Annotated in this window: 14 protein-coding genes; 7 read left to right on the forward strand and 7 right to left on the reverse strand. The window is 71.7% G+C overall.

Annotated elements, in window-relative coordinates; genetic code table 11:
- Window positions 1–66: 66 nt before the first annotated feature.
- The 5 genes from LQK93_RS03360 to LQK93_RS03380 all read left to right on the forward strand — a co-directional run bounded on the left by LQK93_RS03360 (window position 67) and on the right by LQK93_RS03380 (window position 4,528).
- Window positions 67–597 (forward strand): DoxX family membrane protein, encoded by a 531-nt coding sequence (locus LQK93_RS03360; RefSeq protein ID WP_374970162.1) that lies wholly within the window; start codon window positions 67–69, stop codon window positions 595–597.
- Window positions 598–673: 76 nt separating this feature from the next.
- The gene (gene aroA / locus LQK93_RS03365; protein ID WP_374970163.1) at window positions 674–2,002 is read left to right on the forward strand and encodes a 3-phosphoshikimate 1-carboxyvinyltransferase; all 1,329 of its coding nucleotides are present in this window, start codon (window positions 674–676) and stop codon (window positions 2,000–2,002) included.
- Window positions 1,999–3,042 (forward strand): ribosome small subunit-dependent GTPase A, encoded by a 1,044-nt coding sequence (gene rsgA, locus LQK93_RS03370; protein ID WP_374970164.1) that lies wholly within the window; start codon window positions 1,999–2,001, stop codon window positions 3,040–3,042. Before aroA ends, rsgA begins: the two co-directional genes overlap by 4 nt.
- A gap of 72 nt (window positions 3,043–3,114) precedes the next feature.
- Complete coding sequence (hisN, locus tag LQK93_RS03375) at window positions 3,115–3,906, forward strand: histidinol-phosphatase (protein ID WP_374970165.1); 792 nt, start codon at window positions 3,115–3,117, stop codon at window positions 3,904–3,906.
- 43 nt (window positions 3,907–3,949) lie between these two features.
- A complete protein-coding gene (locus LQK93_RS03380) occupies window positions 3,950–4,528 on the forward strand; it encodes a GNAT family N-acetyltransferase (protein ID WP_374970166.1) in 579 nt (192 codons plus the stop codon).
- A 36-nt stretch (window positions 4,529–4,564) separates the two neighbouring features.
- Here LQK93_RS03380 and LQK93_RS03385 read toward each other — a convergent pair whose 3' ends face one another.
- Window positions 4,565–5,950, reverse strand: a complete 1,386-nt coding sequence (locus tag LQK93_RS03385; protein WP_374970167.1) for a M16 family metallopeptidase — start codon at window positions 5,948–5,950, stop codon at window positions 4,565–4,567.
- Window positions 5,947–7,290: a M16 family metallopeptidase gene (locus tag LQK93_RS03390; RefSeq protein ID WP_374970168.1), complete on the reverse strand. Its 1,344-nt coding sequence runs from the start codon at window positions 7,288–7,290 to the stop codon at window positions 5,947–5,949. Before LQK93_RS03390 ends, LQK93_RS03385 begins: the two co-directional genes overlap by 4 nt.
- 143 nt (window positions 7,291–7,433) lie before the next feature.
- Here LQK93_RS03390 and LQK93_RS03395 point away from each other — a divergent pair, with 143 nt between their 5' ends.
- Complete coding sequence (locus LQK93_RS03395; RefSeq protein WP_374970169.1) at window positions 7,434–9,134, forward strand: aminotransferase class V-fold PLP-dependent enzyme; 1,701 nt, start codon at window positions 7,434–7,436, stop codon at window positions 9,132–9,134.
- Window positions 9,135–9,161: 27 nt separating this feature from the next.
- Here LQK93_RS03395 and LQK93_RS03400 read toward each other — a convergent pair whose 3' ends face one another.
- From LQK93_RS03400 to LQK93_RS03415, 4 genes are all read right to left on the reverse strand, one after another.
- The gene (locus tag LQK93_RS03400; protein ID WP_374970170.1) at window positions 9,162–10,022 is read right to left on the reverse strand and encodes a carbohydrate ABC transporter permease; all 861 of its coding nucleotides are present in this window, start codon (window positions 10,020–10,022) and stop codon (window positions 9,162–9,164) included.
- Window positions 10,019–11,254: a carbohydrate ABC transporter permease gene (locus tag LQK93_RS03405; RefSeq protein ID WP_374970171.1), complete on the reverse strand. Its 1,236-nt coding sequence runs from the start codon at window positions 11,252–11,254 to the stop codon at window positions 10,019–10,021. Before LQK93_RS03405 ends, LQK93_RS03400 begins: the two co-directional genes overlap by 4 nt.
- Window positions 11,255–11,344: 90 nt before the next feature.
- Entirely contained in the window at window positions 11,345–12,604 is a 1,260-nt protein-coding gene (locus LQK93_RS03410) for an extracellular solute-binding protein (protein ID WP_374970172.1), read from the reverse strand.
- A gap of 1 nt (window position 12,605) precedes the next feature.
- A complete protein-coding gene (locus LQK93_RS03415; protein ID WP_374970173.1) occupies window positions 12,606–13,661 on the reverse strand; it encodes a LacI family DNA-binding transcriptional regulator in 1,056 nt (351 codons plus the stop codon).
- Between the two features lie 215 nt (window positions 13,662–13,876).
- Between LQK93_RS03415 and LQK93_RS03420 the strand changes: the two genes are divergently transcribed.
- Complete coding sequence (locus tag LQK93_RS03420; RefSeq protein WP_374970174.1) at window positions 13,877–16,132, forward strand: glycogen debranching N-terminal domain-containing protein; 2,256 nt, start codon at window positions 13,877–13,879, stop codon at window positions 16,130–16,132.
- Between the two features lie 26 nt (window positions 16,133–16,158).
- Here LQK93_RS03420 and LQK93_RS03425 read toward each other — a convergent pair whose 3' ends face one another.
- Window positions 16,159–16,944, reverse strand: a complete 786-nt coding sequence (locus LQK93_RS03425) for a murein transglycosylase (protein ID WP_374970175.1) — start codon at window positions 16,942–16,944, stop codon at window positions 16,159–16,161.
- Window positions 16,945–17,154: the final 210 nt, after the last annotated feature.

The raw sequence follows: 17,154 nt of genomic DNA on the forward strand, positions 1-17,154 counted from the left end.
GGTGCCCACATCATCCACGACGGCCACGGCGCGCTCCGGCGCGCGGTCGCCAGAGGAGGAAGTCGCATGATCGTCCGCCGTCTCGCCCGCCCGCTGCTCGCGTCCGTGTTCGTCGCCGCAGGGATCGAGGCCCTGCGCAACCCCGCCGCGCGCACCGACCAGGCCGCCCACCTGCTCGAGAAGGTGCCCGGGCAGGTGCCGGGGGCCGAGGTGGCCGCCAAGGACCCGGACCTGTTCGTGCGCGTCAACGGCGCAGTGCTGCTGGGCGGAGGGCTGCTCCTGGCCACCGGCCGTATGCCGCGCCTGGCCTCCACCGTCCTCGCCGCCTCCGTGGTGCCCACCACCGCCATCGAGCACGCCTTCTGGGAGGAGACCGACCCGACCCGCAAGGCACAGGCGCGCAGCCTCTTCCTCAAGAACGTCGGCCTCCTCGGCGGGCTGCTGCTCGCCGCCGTCGACACCGAGGGCCGGCCCGGACTCGCCTGGCGCGCCCAGCACGCCACGAAGACGACGCGCCGCCAGGCGCGTCACGCCCAGCGCTCCGCCAAGCGCGAGGCGCGCCTGCTCGCCCATCGAGCCCAGGACGTCGTGAGCTGACTTGAGTCCCACCGACGCTTCCCCTCCTCTCCCGTCCGCCGCATCCACTGCGTCCGCCGAGCTCCACCGTCAGCCGGTGACGGCGGAGCCCGACTGGGCTGCCCCCACGTCGCAGGGGCCGCTCGAGGCGACCGTGGTGCTGCCGGGCAGCAAGTCCCTCACCAACCGCTACCTCGTGCTGGCGGCCCTGGCGAGCGACCGCTCGCGCCTGCGAGCCCCGCTCCGCTCGCGCGACACGCTGCTCATGGCCGAGGCGCTGCGCGCGCTCGGGGTCCGCATCGACGACGTGACGCCCGAGGGCGACGCACCGGACGGGGCGGTGCCGGACTGGGTGGTCACGCCTCCCGCGCAGTTGCGCGGTGACGTGTCCGTCCACTGCGGCCTGGCCGGCACGGTGATGCGCTTCCTGCCGGCGGTCGCGGCCCTGGCCGACGGGCCCGTCCGCCTCGACGGCGACCCTCAGGCACGCGTACGCCCGATGCGGCCGGTCATCGACGCGCTGCGGGCGATCGGGGTGGAGGTCGACGACGACCGCGGCCATCTGCCCGTGACGGTGCACGGACGCGGGCGTGTGCGAGGCGGCGCCGTCACGATGGACGCCTCCGCCTCGTCGCAGTTCATCTCGGCACTCCTGCTGGCCGGGGCCCGCTTCGACGAGGGCATCACGGTGCACCACGAGGGCGAGCCGGTGCCGAGCGAACCGCACATCCTCATGACCGTCGAGACCCTGCGCGACGCCGGAGCCATCGTCGACGACAGCGAGCGTGACACCTGGCGCGTCGAGCCGTCCGACATCAACGCCCTCGACGTCTCCGTGGAGCCCGACCTGTCCAACGCCGGGCCGTTCGTGGCGGCGGCCCTGGTGGCCGGCGGTACCGTCAGGGTGCCGGGGTGGCCGCAGCACACGACCCAGGCCGGCGACCTGCTGCGCGAGATCCTCGACACGATGGGTGCCGACGTCCGCCTCGACCGCTCGGGGCTGAGCGTCACCGGCACCGGCGAGCTGGTCGGCATCGACATCGACCTGCACGACGCGGCCGAGCTCACACCCACGGTGGCCGCCCTGGCAGCACTCGCCTCGACCCCGACGTGGATCCGCGGCGTGGCCCACATCCGCGGGCACGAGACCGACCGGCTCGCGGCCCTGACCGCCGAGCTGGGCGGCCTCGGAGCCCATGTCGTCGAGACCGAGGACGGGCTGCGCATCTCTCCGGCACGCCTGCACGGCGGACGCTTCCGCAGCTACCACGACCACCGCATGGCGACCGCCGGCGCCATCCTCGGACTGCGTGTCCCGGGCGTCCAGGTCGAGGACATCGGCACGACCGGCAAGACGCTGCCTGACTTCGTGGGCCTCTGGCGGGGCATGCTCGACAGCACCGCCCCCGTGGTCGCGCCGCGATGAGCTGGCGCGACCTCGACGAGGGGGACGTCCGGGTCCGCCCCAACCGCAAGGGCTCCCGACCACGCACGAAGGAACGCCCCGCGCACGACGACGCCGTGGTCGCCATGGTCATCGGTGTCGACAGGGGCCGCTACACGTGCCTCATCCCGAAGGGGTCGCTCGGCAGGAAGGAGCCCGAGCGCGTCGTCACCGCGATGAAGGCACGCGAGATCGGGCGCACCCGAGTCGTGGTCGGCGACGAGGTCGCGCTCGTCGGTGACCTCGCCGGCGGGCCGGACGCCCTGGCCCGGATCGTGCGGATCGAGGAGCGCCGCTCGGTGCTGCGGCGCACCGCCGACGACACCGACCCCTACGAGCGCATCATCGTCGCGAACGCCGACCAGCTCGTCATCGTGACCGCCCTGGCCGACCCGGAGCCGCGACCCCGCATGGTCGACCGCTGTCTGGTGGCCGCCTACGACGCCGACCTCGAGCCGCTGCTCGCCCTGACCAAGGCCGACCTCGTGGACCCCAGCGCCTTCCTCGCCAACTACACGCCGCTCGAGGTCGAGCACGTCGTGACCTCGTGGCGCGACGGCGACTTCTCGGGCCTCGAGGAGCTGCGCGCCCGACTCTCAGGAAAGGTCTCCGTGCTCGTGGGCCATTCCGGCGTCGGCAAGAGCACCCTGGTCAACGGGCTCGTGCCCGGGGCGCTGCGGGCGACCGGGGTCGTCAACGACACGACCGGACGAGGCCGCCACACCTCGACCAACGCCGTGGCGCTGCGGCTGCGCGCCCCTGACGGGACCGACGACGGCTGGGTCATCGACACTCCGGGCATCCGCTCCTTCGGGCTAGCGCACATCGACGTCGACCGCATCATCGACCACTTCCCGGACCTCGCCGCGGGGACCGAGAACTGTCCACGTGGTTGCACGCACGACGAGGAGGAGTGCGCCCTCGACGCCTGGGTCGCCGAGGGGCACGCCGGGCCGGCCGGGGCGTCACGTCTGGCCTCGCTGCGTCGCCTGCTCGCGAGCCGCGCCGGCGAGGACCACTGAGCCGAGCGGCATACGTCCTCGGTGCCCGGCGCCCGCCGGGACGCGTCGGGGGGTTCCCGCTAGGTTGACCCGGTGACCTCCTACGACGACGACCTCCGGCTCGCCCACGTCCTCGCCGATGCCGTCGAACGCGTGACCATGTCGCGCTTCCGCGCAGCCGACCTCGTCGTCGAGAACAAGCCCGACCTGACGCCGGTCACCGACGCCGACCGGGCTGCCGAGGAGCTCGTCCGGTCGCAGCTGAAGCGCACACGCCCGCGGGACGCCGTGCAGGGCGAGGAGTTCGACACGACGGGCCACGGCTCGCGCCGGTGGATCATCGACCCGATCGACGGGACCAAGAACTTCGTCCGCGGCGTGCCGGTGTGGGCCACCCTCATCGGCCTCGTGGTCGACGCGAAGCCGGTCCTCGGTCTGGTCGCCGCCCCCGCCCTGCAGCGCCGCTGGTGGGCCGCGACGGGGTCAGGCGCGTGGACGGGTCGCTCGATCTCGTCGGCCCGCCGCATCTCGGTCTCGCAGGTCGGCCGGCTCGGTGACGCGTCACTGTCCTACTCCTCCCTCTCGGGATGGCGCGTCCGCGGCCGCCGCGACGACTTCGTCGACCTCATGGACGACTGCTGGCGCACCCGCGCCTACGGCGACTTCTGGTCCTACATGCTCGTCGCCGAGGGCGCTGCCGACATCGCCGCCGAGCCCGAGCTCGCCGTGCACGACATGGCGGCGCTGGTCGCGATCGTCGAGGAGGCAGGAGGCCGCTTCACCGGGCTCGACGGCAGGGACGGCTGCTGGAGCGGCAATGCCCTGGCCACGAACGGCCTCCTCCACGACGAGGTCCTCTCGCGCATCGGCATGCCCTCGCCCTGAGACCCCGTTCGATGGGATCGGTCGGCGCGTCTAGCCTTCCGTCATGAGCGCCGCCGCCGACCTCCCTCGCGCCGCCGCGAGCACCGCCACCGTCCGGGCCGCGAGCGCCGAGGACGCCGAGACCCTGGCGGCCGTCGCCGCCGTGACCTTCGGGCTGGCCTGCCCTCCATCGATGACGAGGGAGCGCGTCAAGGCCTTCGTGGCGGAGGTGCTCTCCCCCGCCCGCTTCGCCGGCTACCTGGCGGATCCCGAGCGGCACCTGCTCCTCGCCGAGGGCGAGGGCAAGGCCCTGGGCTACGTCATGCTGGTCTCCGGCGAACCGGGCGACGCCGACGTGCGCTCCGCCATCCGCCTCAGGCCGACGGTCGAGCTGTCCAAGATCTACGTCCTGCCCGAGGCCCACGGCACGGGCGCCGCCGCGCTGCTGATGGCCCGCGGGCTGGACTGGGCAGCGGGCACGGGCGCCGCCGGAGTGTGGCTCGGGGTCAACCAGCAGAACGAGCGGGCGCAGCGCTTCTACGCCAAGAGCGGGTTCGAACGGGTGGGCACCAAGCGCTTCCTCGTCGGGGGCGTCTTCGAGGACGACTACGTGATGGAGCACGCCCTGGCGCCTCACCCCTGACGGTCGCCCCTCCGGTGGGGCATCAACCGCGCGGGGTCAGGCGTCGGTCACGACCGTGACGTCGCCGAGGCCGAGGGCCTCGAGGCCGCGGAGGTGGGCATCGGCGTCACCGGCCAGCACGATCGTCCAGCCGGCACCTGGGGTGCCGTCGCCGATGCGGGCCTCCCGCGCGAAGCGGTCGTATGCCGCCTGCACCCGGTCGCGGTCGACCGTGGCCAGGTCGCGCAGGTTGGCCGTCGTGAACGCCGTCGTGCGCCCGTCCAGGGCCATGCTCACCGCCTCGTCGGCGATCGAGTCGGCCGTCGCGTAGCGGCCCGGCGCGGTCTTGGAGATGAAGTCCACTCCCGACCGGACCTCCTTGTCGGTGAAGCCCTTTCGGCCGCTCTCGAGGATCTCCACGAGCAGCCGCAGCGACTCGGCGGTCGAGTCGGCCCGGACCGAGCCAGAGGTGACGAAGACACCGCCACGCCTGCGCGGACGGAAACCGGAGCGGATGCCGTAGGTGTAGCCCTTCTCCTCGCGCAAGACGGCGTCGATCCGGGCGTTCGGCGAGCCACCGAGGACGAAGCCGAGCACGGGGTAGGGCGCCCACCCACCCTCGACGGACCGGTCGGGGCCGGGGGCCCCGATGACGAGCTCGGTCTGGACGGAGCCCGGACGCGACACCAGCACGATGCGGCCGCGGTCGGGTGCGAGGGCGGCCGCGTGCTCCAGGTGCCGCTCGCGGTCGGGGCCTGCGGTCCACCCGCCGAGCGCCTGCTCGACCAGGGCCGGCACGTCGAGGCCCTCGAGGTCGCCGGCCACCACGGCGGTGACCCCGGCCGCGACGACGTGACGGGCGTGGAAGTCGGCCACATCCTCGCGGGTGATGGACGAGACCGTCTCGCGGGTGCCCCCGGTCGGGCGCGACGAGCGGTCGTCGGCGGCGTAGAAGGTCCGCACGAACTCGAGGCCCGCCCGGTGGGCGGCGACCGACCGCTCCTGGTCGATCTCGGCGATGCGGGTCCGCACCTGGCGGGCGACCTCGGACTGCGGGAAGACCGGCTCGGTGAGGATCTGGCGGAGCAGGTCGAGGGCGGGCTCGAGGTTGCCCTTGACGACGTCGAGGTCGACGGACAGGCCCGAGTCGGCCATCCCGGCGCCGAAGCTCACGCCCTTGCGCTCCATCAGCAGGGCGAACTCCTCGGCCGTGTGGTTCGCCGTGCCCTCGTCGAGGGTCCGGGCCATGATCGAGGCCACGCCCTCGCGATCACGAGGCTCGTCGCGCAGCGAGACGGGCAGCCCGAGCCGCACGGACAGGACGTACTGGCCGGGCACGTCGTAGGTGACGAGGCGCAGGCCGTTGGGCAGGTCGTGCGTCGTGCCCTCGGGGAAGTCCCACGGCTCCGGTGGTGCGACGACGGGGCGGGCAACGGCGGTCATGCGGCCTCCTCGGGATCCTTCTCGCTCCGGTCGCCGCTGTCGGCGGTGTCCTGCTCCCCGGCATCCTCGCTCGAACCGGCGAGGTAGCGCACGACCACGCGGGACTGCGGGTCGAGCCACGCCTGCGCGGCCTCCCTCGCCTGCTCGGCGGTCACGCCGCGGATGCGGTCGACGAAGCTGTTGACGTAGGCGGGGTCGCCGGTGAGCAGGGCGTGGTGGCTGATGTGGTCGGCACGCTCCTCCAGGCTCGCCAGCGCACTGAGCCAGGACCGCTCCGTGTCGGCGATCACCGACTCGAGCTCGGCCGCGTCCGGCCCTTCGTCGAGGAAACGGCGGATCTCCTCGCACACGGCGGCCTCGACCTCGTCGGGATCCGCTCCGGCGGCCACGTCGACGGTGATGGTGCCGAGCCCCGACCCGTCGACGAGGCCCATCGTCCATCCGCCCACGGCCACGGCGCTCTCGTCGCCGCGCACCAGCCGGCGCACGAGCCGCGAGCTCGCGAGACCACCGATCACGTCGACCGCCACCTGGCAGGCGAGGTAGTCGGGAGTCGTGTCGACCGGGAGCCGGAAGGAGATGTAGAGGCGGTCGTTGGGGACGTCCCCAACCCGGTCGAGGCGCACGGGCTCGGGCACGGGCGGCAGCTGTGGTTGCCGGCCCCGGGAGCGCAGCTCGATCGCCGGCAGCGGTCCGAAGTACCTCTCGGCCGCGGCGAAGCCCTCCTCGGGTGTGACGTCGCCGACGAGGGTCAGCACCGTGTTGTTGGGGCCGTAGTGCGCCCGGTAGAACTCGTGCACGTCCTCGAGGGTCGCGGCGTCGAGGTCCTCCATCGACCCGATGGTCGGGTGGTGGTACGGGTGGTCCTCCGGGAAGACCGTCGCGTAGATGTCGATGAGCGCCGAGCCGTACGGGACGTTGTCGTAGCGCTGGCGCTTCTCCTCCTTGACCACGTCCCGCTGGTTGTCGAGGTTCTCCTGCGTGACGGCGTCGAGCAGGTGACCGTGCCGGTCCGCCTCGAGCCACAGCGCGAGCTCGAGGGCTCCTGTCGGCACCGTCTCGAAGTAGTTGGTGCGGTCGAACCACGTCGTGGCGTTGAGCCGAGCACCCTCGTCCATGAGGGCCGAGAAGTGCTCTCCCGAGGCGACGTTGCGGCTGCCCTGGAACATCAGGTGCTCGAAGAGGTGGGCGAACCCGGTGCGGCCGGGCGTCTCGTGGCGGGAGCCGACGCCGACCCACAGGTTCACTGCGACGTTGGGCACCGTGTGGTCCTCGCTGACGATCACGCGCAGGCCGTTGGCCAGCGTGCGCTCGGCGAGCGGGTAGGAGATCGAGGTCACGGGCCGACCCTATGCGACCGAGCCGCGAGGGTGACCGCTCGCGCCCGTCCTCCGCTCCCTGTGGGTATGCCGCTCCTGATCCGTCGAGTAACTGGATGTTATGCCAGTGTGACGAACCATTAGACGGCGGTATGCTGCGGACCATGGGAACGGCGCCGCACCACGACCTGCTGGACACCATCCGCGCGAGTGTCATCGGTGAGGACCACGTGATGTACGGCCCGTACGGCCCGCGGCGGGTCACCTACGCGGACTACACCGCTTCGGGAAGGGGCCTGACGTTCATCGAGGACTTCATCCGCGACGAGGTGCTCCCCCGCTACGCCAACACCCACACCGAGAGCTCGGGCACGGGCCTGCAGACGACACGGCTGCGCGAGGACGCCCGTCGGACGATCCGCGACTGCGTCGGTGGGGACGACGAGACCGTCGTCGTCTTCGCCGGTTCCGGCTGCACGGGAGCCATCGACAAGCTCGTGGGCATCCTCGGGCTGCGGGTGCCCTCCAACTTCGAAGACCGTTGGCACGCCAGCGATCTCGTCCCCGCCGACCAGCGACCGGTGGTCTTCATCGGACCGTACGAGCACCACTCCAACGAGGTGATGTGGCGTGAGTGCGTCGCGGACGTCGTCGTGATCCCGCAGGACCTCGACGGCCACATCGACGTCGACGTCCTGCGCGAGCGCCTCGTCGAGCACTCCCACCGCCCGCTGCTCATCGGGTCCTTCTCCGCCGCGAGCAACGTCACCGGGATCGTCACCGACACGGACAGGATCTCCTCGCTGCTGCACGAACACGGCGCCCTGGCCTTCTGGGACTTCGCCGCAGCGGCCCCGTACGTCGACATCGAGATGTACGGCCGGGGCGGTCGTCGGGTCGCCGACCCGACGGCATACAAGGACGCGGTGTTCCTCAGCCCACACAAGTTCATCGGTGGTCCGAGCACTCCCGGCATCCTCGTGGTGCGCCGTGAGCTGATGACGAACCGGGTGCCCGACGTGCCCGGGGGCGGCACCGTCGCCTACGTCAACCCGGACGACCACGACTACCTGTCCGACCCGGCCCACCGCGAGGAGGGCGGCACGCCGGCCATTCTCGAGTCGATCCGTGCCGGGCTCGTCTTCAAGCTCAAGGACGCGGTGGGCACCTCCACCATCCGCGCGCGCGAGGCGTACTTCCTCGAGCGTGCCGTCACCGCCTGGCACGAGGAGCCCGCCATCGAGATCCTCGGCAACCTCGACGCCGAGCGCCTCTCGATCGTCTCGTTCGTCGTGCACGGCCTGGGCGGTCGCTACCTGCACCACAACTTCGTCGTCGCGGTCCTCAACGACCTCTTCGGCATCCAGGCCCGGGGCGGCTGCTCCTGCGCCGGCCCCTACGGCCACCACCTGCTGGGCATCGACCTCGATCGCTCCCACGAGTTCGAGCGCGAGATCGGACGGGGCTGCGAGGGCATCAAGCCGGGCTGGGTGCGCGTCAACTTCAACTACTTCATCTCCGACGTCGTCGCCGACTACGTCATCGAGGCGGTGCGCCTGGTGGCCCGCGACGGCTGGCGCCTGCTGGGCGACTACGACTTCGATCCCGCCACCGGGCTGTGGCGCCACCACGACGGCCCCGTCGAGCCCCCGCTGCGGCTGGGCCAGGTGGTCTTCGATGGCGGTCGGCTCGCCCACCCGGTCCAGCATGAGCGCGCCGGCGAGGAGGCGCTCTCCGGCTACCTCGCCGAGGCACGGGCGATCCTGGCGGCCGCCACGCCGGAACGGTGCGACGAGGCGCACGTGAACGTCGACTTCGACCACCTCAGGTGGTTCGAGCTGCCCTTGCGCTCCGTCTCGCGCTGAACCGGCTTCGCGTCCTCGGGGGCCGGCTCAGCCCTTGATGCCGCCCTCGTTGGCACCGCGGATGAAGTAGCGCTGCAGCGCGAAGAAGAGCAGGGCGACCGGGATCGTCGTCAGCAGGGCCGTGCCGAGCTTGAGCGGGTACTGCGTGCCGGCCCCGAGCTGGCCGCTCGTCATGCTGGCCAGTCCGGTGACGAGGGTCTGGTGCTCGGGGGTCCCGCGCGTCACCACCAGGAAGTGCGAGAACTCGTTCCAGGAGCCCTGGAACGACAGGATGGTCAGGGTGATCAGGGCCGGCTTGGCCATGGGCAGCACCACCGACCAGAAGGTGCGGAAGATGCTGGCACCGTCCATGCGGGCCGCCTCCTCGATGGACACCGGCACCGAGTCGAAGAACTGCTTCATGATGAAGACGCCCGCGGCGTCGACGATGAGCGGGAGGATCATCGCGGTGTAGGTGTCGTAGATCTGGAGGTAGTTGACCATCAGGAACTTCGGGATCAGCAGGGCCACCCCGGGCACGGCCATCACGGCCAGCACCCCGGCGAACACCGCTCTGCGACCGCGGAACTGCAGTCGGGAGAGCGCGTAGCCGGCCAGGGAGTCGAGGAAGACGCGGCCGACCGTGACGACGACCGTGATGAGGACGGAGTTCCTCACCCACGTCGTGACCGGGACCGCGGAGTCGCCGGACTGGCCGAAGATGTGCTGCCAGACCTGGCTGGTGACCGGGTTCGGCACGAGCGACAGCGGGTTGCTCGCGGCGTCGGGGTCGGTCTTGAACGACGTCGCGATCTGGATGAGGAACGGGTAGATGAACAGCACGGCGAAGGCGAGCAGCGCCGTGTAGAGCACGATCGTCTTGACCGGGCTGGACCTGCGGACGTTCACTTGCCGCCTCCGAGTCCGGAGGTCGGGTCCATCTGCCCGCCGGAAGCCATCTTGGCCCTCACGGCGACCAGGAGTGGCTTGCGTTCGTCCTTGTCGGTCAGGGCGCGCCGCTGCAGCCAGGTCAGCACGACGATGATGAGGAAGACGACGAAGGCCATCGCCGCGCCCGAGCCGTAGCGGAAGTTGCCGAAGCTCTGCTGGTACGACAGGAAGGCCGGACTGAGGGTCGTGCCCGCAGGTGCTCCCTTGCCCATGACGTAGATCTGGTCGAAGACCTGCCAGGTGCCGATCAGCCCGAGGGTGATCACCAGGAACAGGGCCGGCTTGATCATCGGCAACGTGACGTGCCGCAGCTTCTGCCAGCCCGTGGTGCCGTCCAGCGCAGCCGCCTCCTCGACCTCGACGGGCAGGTCCTGCAGCGCTGCGATGAACATCAGCATGAACGTGCCGGACGTCGTCCAGATGACGAGGAAGATGATGACGAACATCGCGACGGAGGGGCCCGAGAGCCAGTCCCAGAGGCTGCGGCCCAGGATCTCTCCCTGCGCCCAGCCCGGGTTGTCGACGCCGATCGCGTTGAACGCCAGGTGCAGCAGGCCACGGCTGTCGTTGAACCACTGCGGCCCGTCGACACCGAAGAACCCGAGGAAGGCGTTCACGGCGCCGGTGTTGGAGAAGAGGAAGAGGAAGACGGTGGCGATCGCGATGGAGCTCGTCACGGAGGGGAAGTAGAAGGCCGTCCGGAAGAAGCCGCGGCCCCTGAGCCGGGCGTTGTTGACGAGCAGGGCGAGGCCGAGCGCGAGGATGGTCTGGAGCGGGACGACGAGGAGCACGTAGTAGAAGGTGTTGCCGATCGACTGCATGAAGTTGTCGCGGGTCAGGCCGTCACGGGCGAACAGGTCGGTGTAGTTCTTCAGGCCCACGACGTCGGTGCCCTGCCCGACCGCGAACGGGTTCGTGTTCCCTTGCCAGTTGGTGAAGCTCACCCACAACGCCATGCCGATGGGGATGACGAGGAAGAGCCCCAGGATGATCACCATCGGGGCGACGAACAGCCACCCGGCGATGCCTTCAGGCCCGCGTATGCCGCCCCGCGTGCGGTTGGCGGTGAGGCCGGGCACGCCGGCCTGTCCGATGGGCGTGCCCGCCGAGACCGAGGCGACCTGGGTGGACCGTGCACCGGCTGGGGTGACGACGTCCTCCACCGGACGTTCGTCGTCGATGCGCGCCATGAGTGCTCCTGGGGGTTGGGTGGCCGATGGGGACGGTGTCCGCCCGCCTGCGGAAGGCGGGCGGACACCGTCGATCAGGGAGGACGGGGCTCAGCCCGCCATTGCTGCCGTGCCGTTCTTCTGCAGCTCCTCGAGCCAGGCGTCGGGGTTGCCGCCCTTGCCGAGCGTGGCCAGCTGCGAGTTGAACTTGGCCATCACGTCGTCGAAGCCGGGCAGGTTGACCGGGCCCTGGGCGTACTGGCCGCCCGCGACGAAGGGCTGGGACTCGGGGTACTTCTGGGCGAAGGCCTTGGCGCCCTCCTGCGTGGAGGGCATGACGCCGAAGGCGTCGGCGAAGGCCATCTGCTGGTCCGTGGTGATGAGCGACTTGACCAGCTCCACGGCCTGGGCCTGGTGCTGGGACTTGGCGGCGATCCCCCAGCAGTTGCTGAAGAGCAGGGTGCCCTTGCCGGCGGGACCAGCGGGAAGCTCTGCCACCTTGTACTTCAGGTTGGGGAAGTCCTTCTTGGCACCGCTGATCCAGTTGCCCTCGATGGTCATGGCGGCCACGCCCTTGCCCAGCGCCTCGCCGCCCCACCCGGTTGCCGGGGAGGTGTCGGAGCTGAACTTCAGCACACCCTCCTTCATCAGCTTCTGCACCTCGGCAAGGCCCTGCTTGGCCGGCGCGCTGTTGGCGGTCATGGTCTTGCCGTCCGGCGAGACGACCCAGCCGCCTGCCTGCTTGATGAACGCACCGCTGCGGTTGATGTCGTTGCCGATGACCAGGCCGGTGACCTTGCCCGACGTGAGCTTCTTGGCGACGGCCTCGAGGCTCGCCCAGTCCTTGGGGATGTCGGCGTCGGTGAGGCCGGCCTTGCTCCAGAGCTCAGTGTTGATCTCGAGGGCCAGGGTCGAGTAGTCCTTCGGCGCGCAGTAGAACTTGTCGTTGTAGGTGAACGCCTGCACCAGGGCCGGCAGGAAGTTCGCGTCCTTGACCTGGTCACCGTAGGCGTAGAGGTTGCCCGCCTTGGCGAAGGTGCCGACCTTGGAGGCGTCGGTGTAGAAGACGTCCGGCGGGGTCGTCGAGGCGAAGGCCTGTCCGAGCTGCTGCCCGAGGTCGGAGGCGGCGATGACCTCGACCGTGTTGCCGGACTTCTTGGCCCAGGCCTCGGTCGCCTTCTTGACCGCCGCGGTCTCCGCGTCGCCGGAGCTGCCGATCATGACGGTCAGCTTGACCGGGCCCTTGGCGCTGCTCTGCGGGGCGTTGTTGCTGCCGCTGCTGAACCCGCCGCCACCGCAGGCGCTCAGGACGAGCGCTCCCGTGGCGGCGAGGGCGAGGACGGCTGCACCGCGCGTGGTGCGTGCTCTCATGTCACTTCTCTTTCGGTGTGGTGCGGTCGCCCGCAGGTTTCGAGCTCGACCTGACGACAAGCTCTGGTGGGAGGAGCAGACCGCCCGCTGGGTCGCGGGAGGCGGAACGGGCGCCGAGCACGTGGAGCACGCGGTCGGCCACCCGGTCGAGGGGCTGGTGGAGGCTGCTGAGGTCGAGGGCCTGGGCGATGTCCGTGTCGTCGAAGCACACGAGGCCCACGTCGGCGCCCGGGCGCAGGCCGCGCTCGAGAAGGACGCGCCAGGCGCCCAGGGCCAGGGCGTCGGACGCGCACACGAGGGCAGCCCCCCGACCCAGGTCGTCGAGCAGGCGTGCCGCCGCCCGGGAGGCCTGCTCGAGGGCCTGCACGCTCGTCGCCTGCCAGTGCGGGTTGTGGACGCCGAGCCGCGTCGTGGCCCGGACCCAGCCGGAGCGCCGGTCGTCACCGACGGGCGAGCCCTCCGGCCAGCCGAGGTAGCCGATGCGCTCGTAGCCCTGCGCGGCGAGGTGGTGCACGGCCGCCTCCACCCCCGCGGCTCCGTCGACGTCGACCCACGCCGTGATGCTCGGGTCGTCCCACACCCGGCCGAACGCGGCATACGGGATCTCGTGCTCCTCCAGCCAGGCGGGCCGAGGGTCGCCGCGGCGTGTGTCGGTGAGGACGAAGCCGTCGACCACGCGGCTGGCGACGAGGCGGTCGTAGGCGGCGAGGGGGGCGGCCGGGTCCGACGCCGTGAAGGGCACCACGTGGGACCCGCGGGCCGAGGCACCCGCCGTGAGCTCGACGAGGAAGGTGTCGAGGATCGCCCCGAGCCGTCCGAACCCGCTCGAGTCGAGCTCGAGTCCCCAGGCGCCGGCGCGCTCCTGCTTGAGGGTCTGGGCGGCCCTGCTGGGTCGGAAGCCCAGTCGGCGGATCTCCGCCTGCACCCGGGCGAGGGTCGCGGGTGCGACGCGCTCGGGGGCGTTGACGACGTTGCTCACGGTCTGGCGGGAGACCGACGCAGCGCGCGCGACATCGAGGATTGTCGCCCGCCGTGTGGCGGATGAGCTCGCAGTCACCCTTGACGCCGTCTCCGTGTGATGGAACGTTCAAACCGTGGCGATTTAACCGCATAATTGCCGATCCGGATACTGTGCCCGTGAAGTCGGAGTGTCAAGGGGGCTCTCCGGTCGCGCTCGCGGCGCCCGTCGTCAGCCCGGAATGCACGCAACACCACCACGCCCGATCACCGAGCCGCCGTTCAGCGGCGCCACGAACACGACCAGGAGAGCCAGTGACCCGGCCCGGCACCGAGAACGCCAGTGCAGCATCGTCCACCCCGGGCGTGCGGCCGGGGCAGCAGCCGTGGCTGCACGACCTCGCGGTCTGCGTCGCCGGCAACGGCACCGCCCTCAGCGATGCCGACGGGTCCATGACCGGGCGTGGCGCGCATGGCTTCTTCGTCGACGACCAGCGGGTCCTCTCCGTCTTCACGGCGGCGCTCGGGGACGCCCAGTCCGTCAAGGTCGCGCATTCGAGCCGTGGGGCTCGCAGCGAGTTCTTCACCTCGGCCCGCGGTCTCGGCGACCCCGGCCCCGACCCCACCGTCGAGCTGCACCGCCGTCGGCGGGTCGCGGGCGGCACCCTGACCGAGAGCATCGTCGTCGCCTCACGGGCCTCCCGCACCCTCGAGGCTCCGCTGGTCGTCACCGTCGGCGGTGACGGCGCCGACATCGGGCCCGTCAAGGCCGGCGTCGCCACGGGGCGGCTGCTCGAGGCCCGGCTGGGCCGCCTCCCCGGTCAAGCGCCCGACCAGGCGCATGACCAGGCGCTCGGCGAGCCGGCCTTCGCGTCCGCCGAGTGGGAGACCGAGGCGCTGCGGACCGTGGTCACCTTCTCCCACGCCCCGGCTGACCTCCGGGCGGGCACCGACGGGGTGACCGCCACCTTCCCGCTCTCCGTGGCCCCCGGCTCCCAGGCCGTGGTCGAGGTGATGGTGAGCACCGAGCGCCGACGCGCGAGCCACTTCCCGGCCGACCCCGGCGGCGACGCCGTCGACTGGCCCGAGACGCTGCAGGTCGACGCGAGCGACCCGCGTCTGGGCCGGCTGATGGACACCTCCCTGGCCGACCTGCGCAGCCTGCTCCTGCGCGACCCGGTCGACCCGGACGACGTGTTCGCCGCCGCCGGAACCCCTTGGTACCTCACCCTGTTCGGCCGCGACTCCCTCTGGACTGCACGTATGCTGCTGCCCCTCGGCACGACACTCGCGGCTGGAACCCTTCGTGCGCTCGCGCGTCGGCAGGGCCGCGCCTGGGACCCCGAGACGGCCGAGGCGCCCGGCAAGATCCCGCACGAGCTGCGGCGCACGACCTACCAGGACGAGACGGTCGACTTCACCCTGCCGACGGTCTACTGGGGCACCGTGGACGCCACGGCGCTGTGGATCTGCCTGCTTCACGACGCATGGCGCTGGGGCATGCCGGCCGACGAGGTGCGATCCCTGCTCCCGCAGCTGCGCGCCGCGGCCTCGTGGCTGACCGACCACGCCATGCCGGACGACGACGGGCTCATCAAGTACGTCGACGAGAGCGGACGTGGCCTGGCCAACCAGGGCTGGAAGGACTCCGGGGACTCGATGCGGTTCCGCGACGGCTCACTCGCCGTCGCCCCCATCGCCCTGGTCGAGGCACAGGCGTACGCCGTCGAGGCGGCGCTCGGGGCTGCGACCCTCCTGCGAGAGCTCGGAGACCGGTCCCCGGACGTCGCCGGGGCGGGCACCCCCGCCGGCGATGCCGTGCGTGCTGGGCAGCTCGAGGAGTGGGCCGACGCGCTGCGGGAGCGCATCCGGGCCCGCTTCTGGGTGGGTCCACCGGAGCAGCGCTACCTCGCGATGGCCATCGACAGCACCGCCCGTCCGGTGGACGGGGTCGGCTCGAACATGGGCCACGTCCTGGGCACTGGTGCACTGACGCCGGCAGAGGCCCGGCAGGTGACCGACCTGCTCGTGGGACCCACGATGCTGGGCAACTTCGGCATCGCCACGCTGGCGACCGACAACGGCGGTTTCAACCCGATCGGTTACCACACCGGCTCGGTATGGGTCCACGACACCGCCATCTGTGCCCTCGGCATGGCAAGCGAGGGTCACCGCCCGGAGGCCGCGTCCGTGGTCGGCAGGCTGCTGGATGTCGGCGAGGCGTTCGGCTACCGGTTCCCGGAGCTCTTCGCCGACTCCGCCACCATCGGGCAGTGGGCGCCCTACCCGGCATCCTGCCGTCCCCAGGCCTGGGCCGCCGCATCGGCCGTTGCGATGCTCACGGTCGCCCTCGGCCTCTCCGTCGACGTCCCGGGCCGCAGGGTGACGGTCAGCCCGTCATCACCCCTGCCGTTCGGGGCGATGACGGTCAAGGGCCTGCGCGTGGGTGAGGCCACGGTCTCCGTCGTCGTGGACGCCTCGGGTGAGGTGACGGTGGAGGGCCTGCCCGCGGACTTCTCCCTGGACCTCTCCCCGGAGAGGGCGCGGGGCGCGCTCGTCACCACCGTCTGATCACCCTGACCGCGGAGCCTCCGGGGTCAGGATCGGGCGGCAGCGCGGGCGTACCGCGTCGCCACGTCGAAGACGCTGCGCACGTACTCCCCGGAGGCGTTGTAGCCGAGGACGGCCTGTGTCCAGCCCCGCCCGCTGCGCAGGTCGACGCCTCCCGCGCACAGGTGGCGCGCCGCTGCCCACGCGGCGTCGTCGATGTCCGTGGGGTCCGCGACCCCGTCGCCGTCGGCGTCTGCGCCGAAGACCCGCCACGAGGACATGAGGAACTGCATGGGGCCGACGGCGTGGTCCCACGTGGCGTCGCCGTGCAGGCGCTGGCCCTCGGCGTCCGATCGGATTGCGGCCACCCCTCCCTCGCCGTCCAGGGCCGGACCGAGGACCGGGGTCGAGGTGCGCCCGTCCGGCAGCAGCCGTGCGCCGCCCTGCGTCCCATGGGCGGACTCGACCTGCCCGATGGCCGCGAGCGTGGTCCAGCCGAGGCCGCAGCCCGGACGCGAGCGCGCTGCCAGGAGCGAGGCACGACCGTAGGCCCGCACGGCCACGACGGGGATCCCGGTGCGATGGGCCGTGCGCCTGACCCACGCCCGGTCGGGCTCGACCACGCGGTCCGGGCGTGGGCTCGTCGTGCCGCGGGTGCCGGACGACGTCCTGGCCCGGACGGCCGGCTGCGACAGGGCCGTGGCGTCGACGATGTCGACGAGCTGCCGTGTCGCCGGCTGGTCCACCGGTCCCCGGACGCCGTGTCCGGCCACCCAGGACGTACCGAGGAAAGCCAGGCCCAGCACGAGACCGGCGACGGACGCAGAGCTCACCCGTCGCCGCGAGCGTGCCGGCATCTCAAGCCAGCCTGCCGTCGACGTGTTCGACGGTGCGCAGCTTCGGTCGTCGGTCCACGGGCGGGGTCACCCGGTGAAGTATGGCTGGACGTGGAGGACTCAGCTCAGGGGGGCGGCGTGAAGGGCGTCGCCGGAGGTCGCCGCCCCTCGCGGTCTTCTGCTGTTCACCTCCTCGCTCTACCGTCG

This window comes from Terrabacter sp. BE26, assembly GCF_041941675.1.
GTDB lineage: Bacteria > Actinomycetota > Actinomycetes > Actinomycetales > Dermatophilaceae > Terrabacter.

Excerpts from the sequence above, each read along its gene's own strand:
- LQK93_RS03395 (WP_374970169.1), top strand. The coding sequence starts at position 7,434 with ATGGGAACGGCGCCGCACCACGACCTGCTGGACACCATCCGCGCGAGT.
- LQK93_RS03405 (WP_374970171.1), bottom strand. The coding sequence starts at position 11,254 with ATGGCGCGCATCGACGACGAACGTCCGGTGGAGGACGTCGTCACCCCA.
- LQK93_RS03410 (WP_374970172.1), bottom strand. The coding sequence starts at position 12,604 with ATGAGAGCACGCACCACGCGCGGTGCAGCCGTCCTCGCCCTCGCCGCC.
- rsgA (WP_374970164.1), top strand. The coding sequence starts at position 1,999 with ATGAGCTGGCGCGACCTCGACGAGGGGGACGTCCGGGTCCGCCCCAAC.
- LQK93_RS03385 (WP_374970167.1), bottom strand. The coding sequence starts at position 5,950 with ATGACCGCCGTTGCCCGCCCCGTCGTCGCACCACCGGAGCCGTGGGAC.
- LQK93_RS03360 (WP_374970162.1), top strand. The coding sequence starts at position 67 with ATGATCGTCCGCCGTCTCGCCCGCCCGCTGCTCGCGTCCGTGTTCGTC.
- LQK93_RS03380 (WP_374970166.1), top strand. The coding sequence starts at position 3,950 with ATGAGCGCCGCCGCCGACCTCCCTCGCGCCGCCGCGAGCACCGCCACC.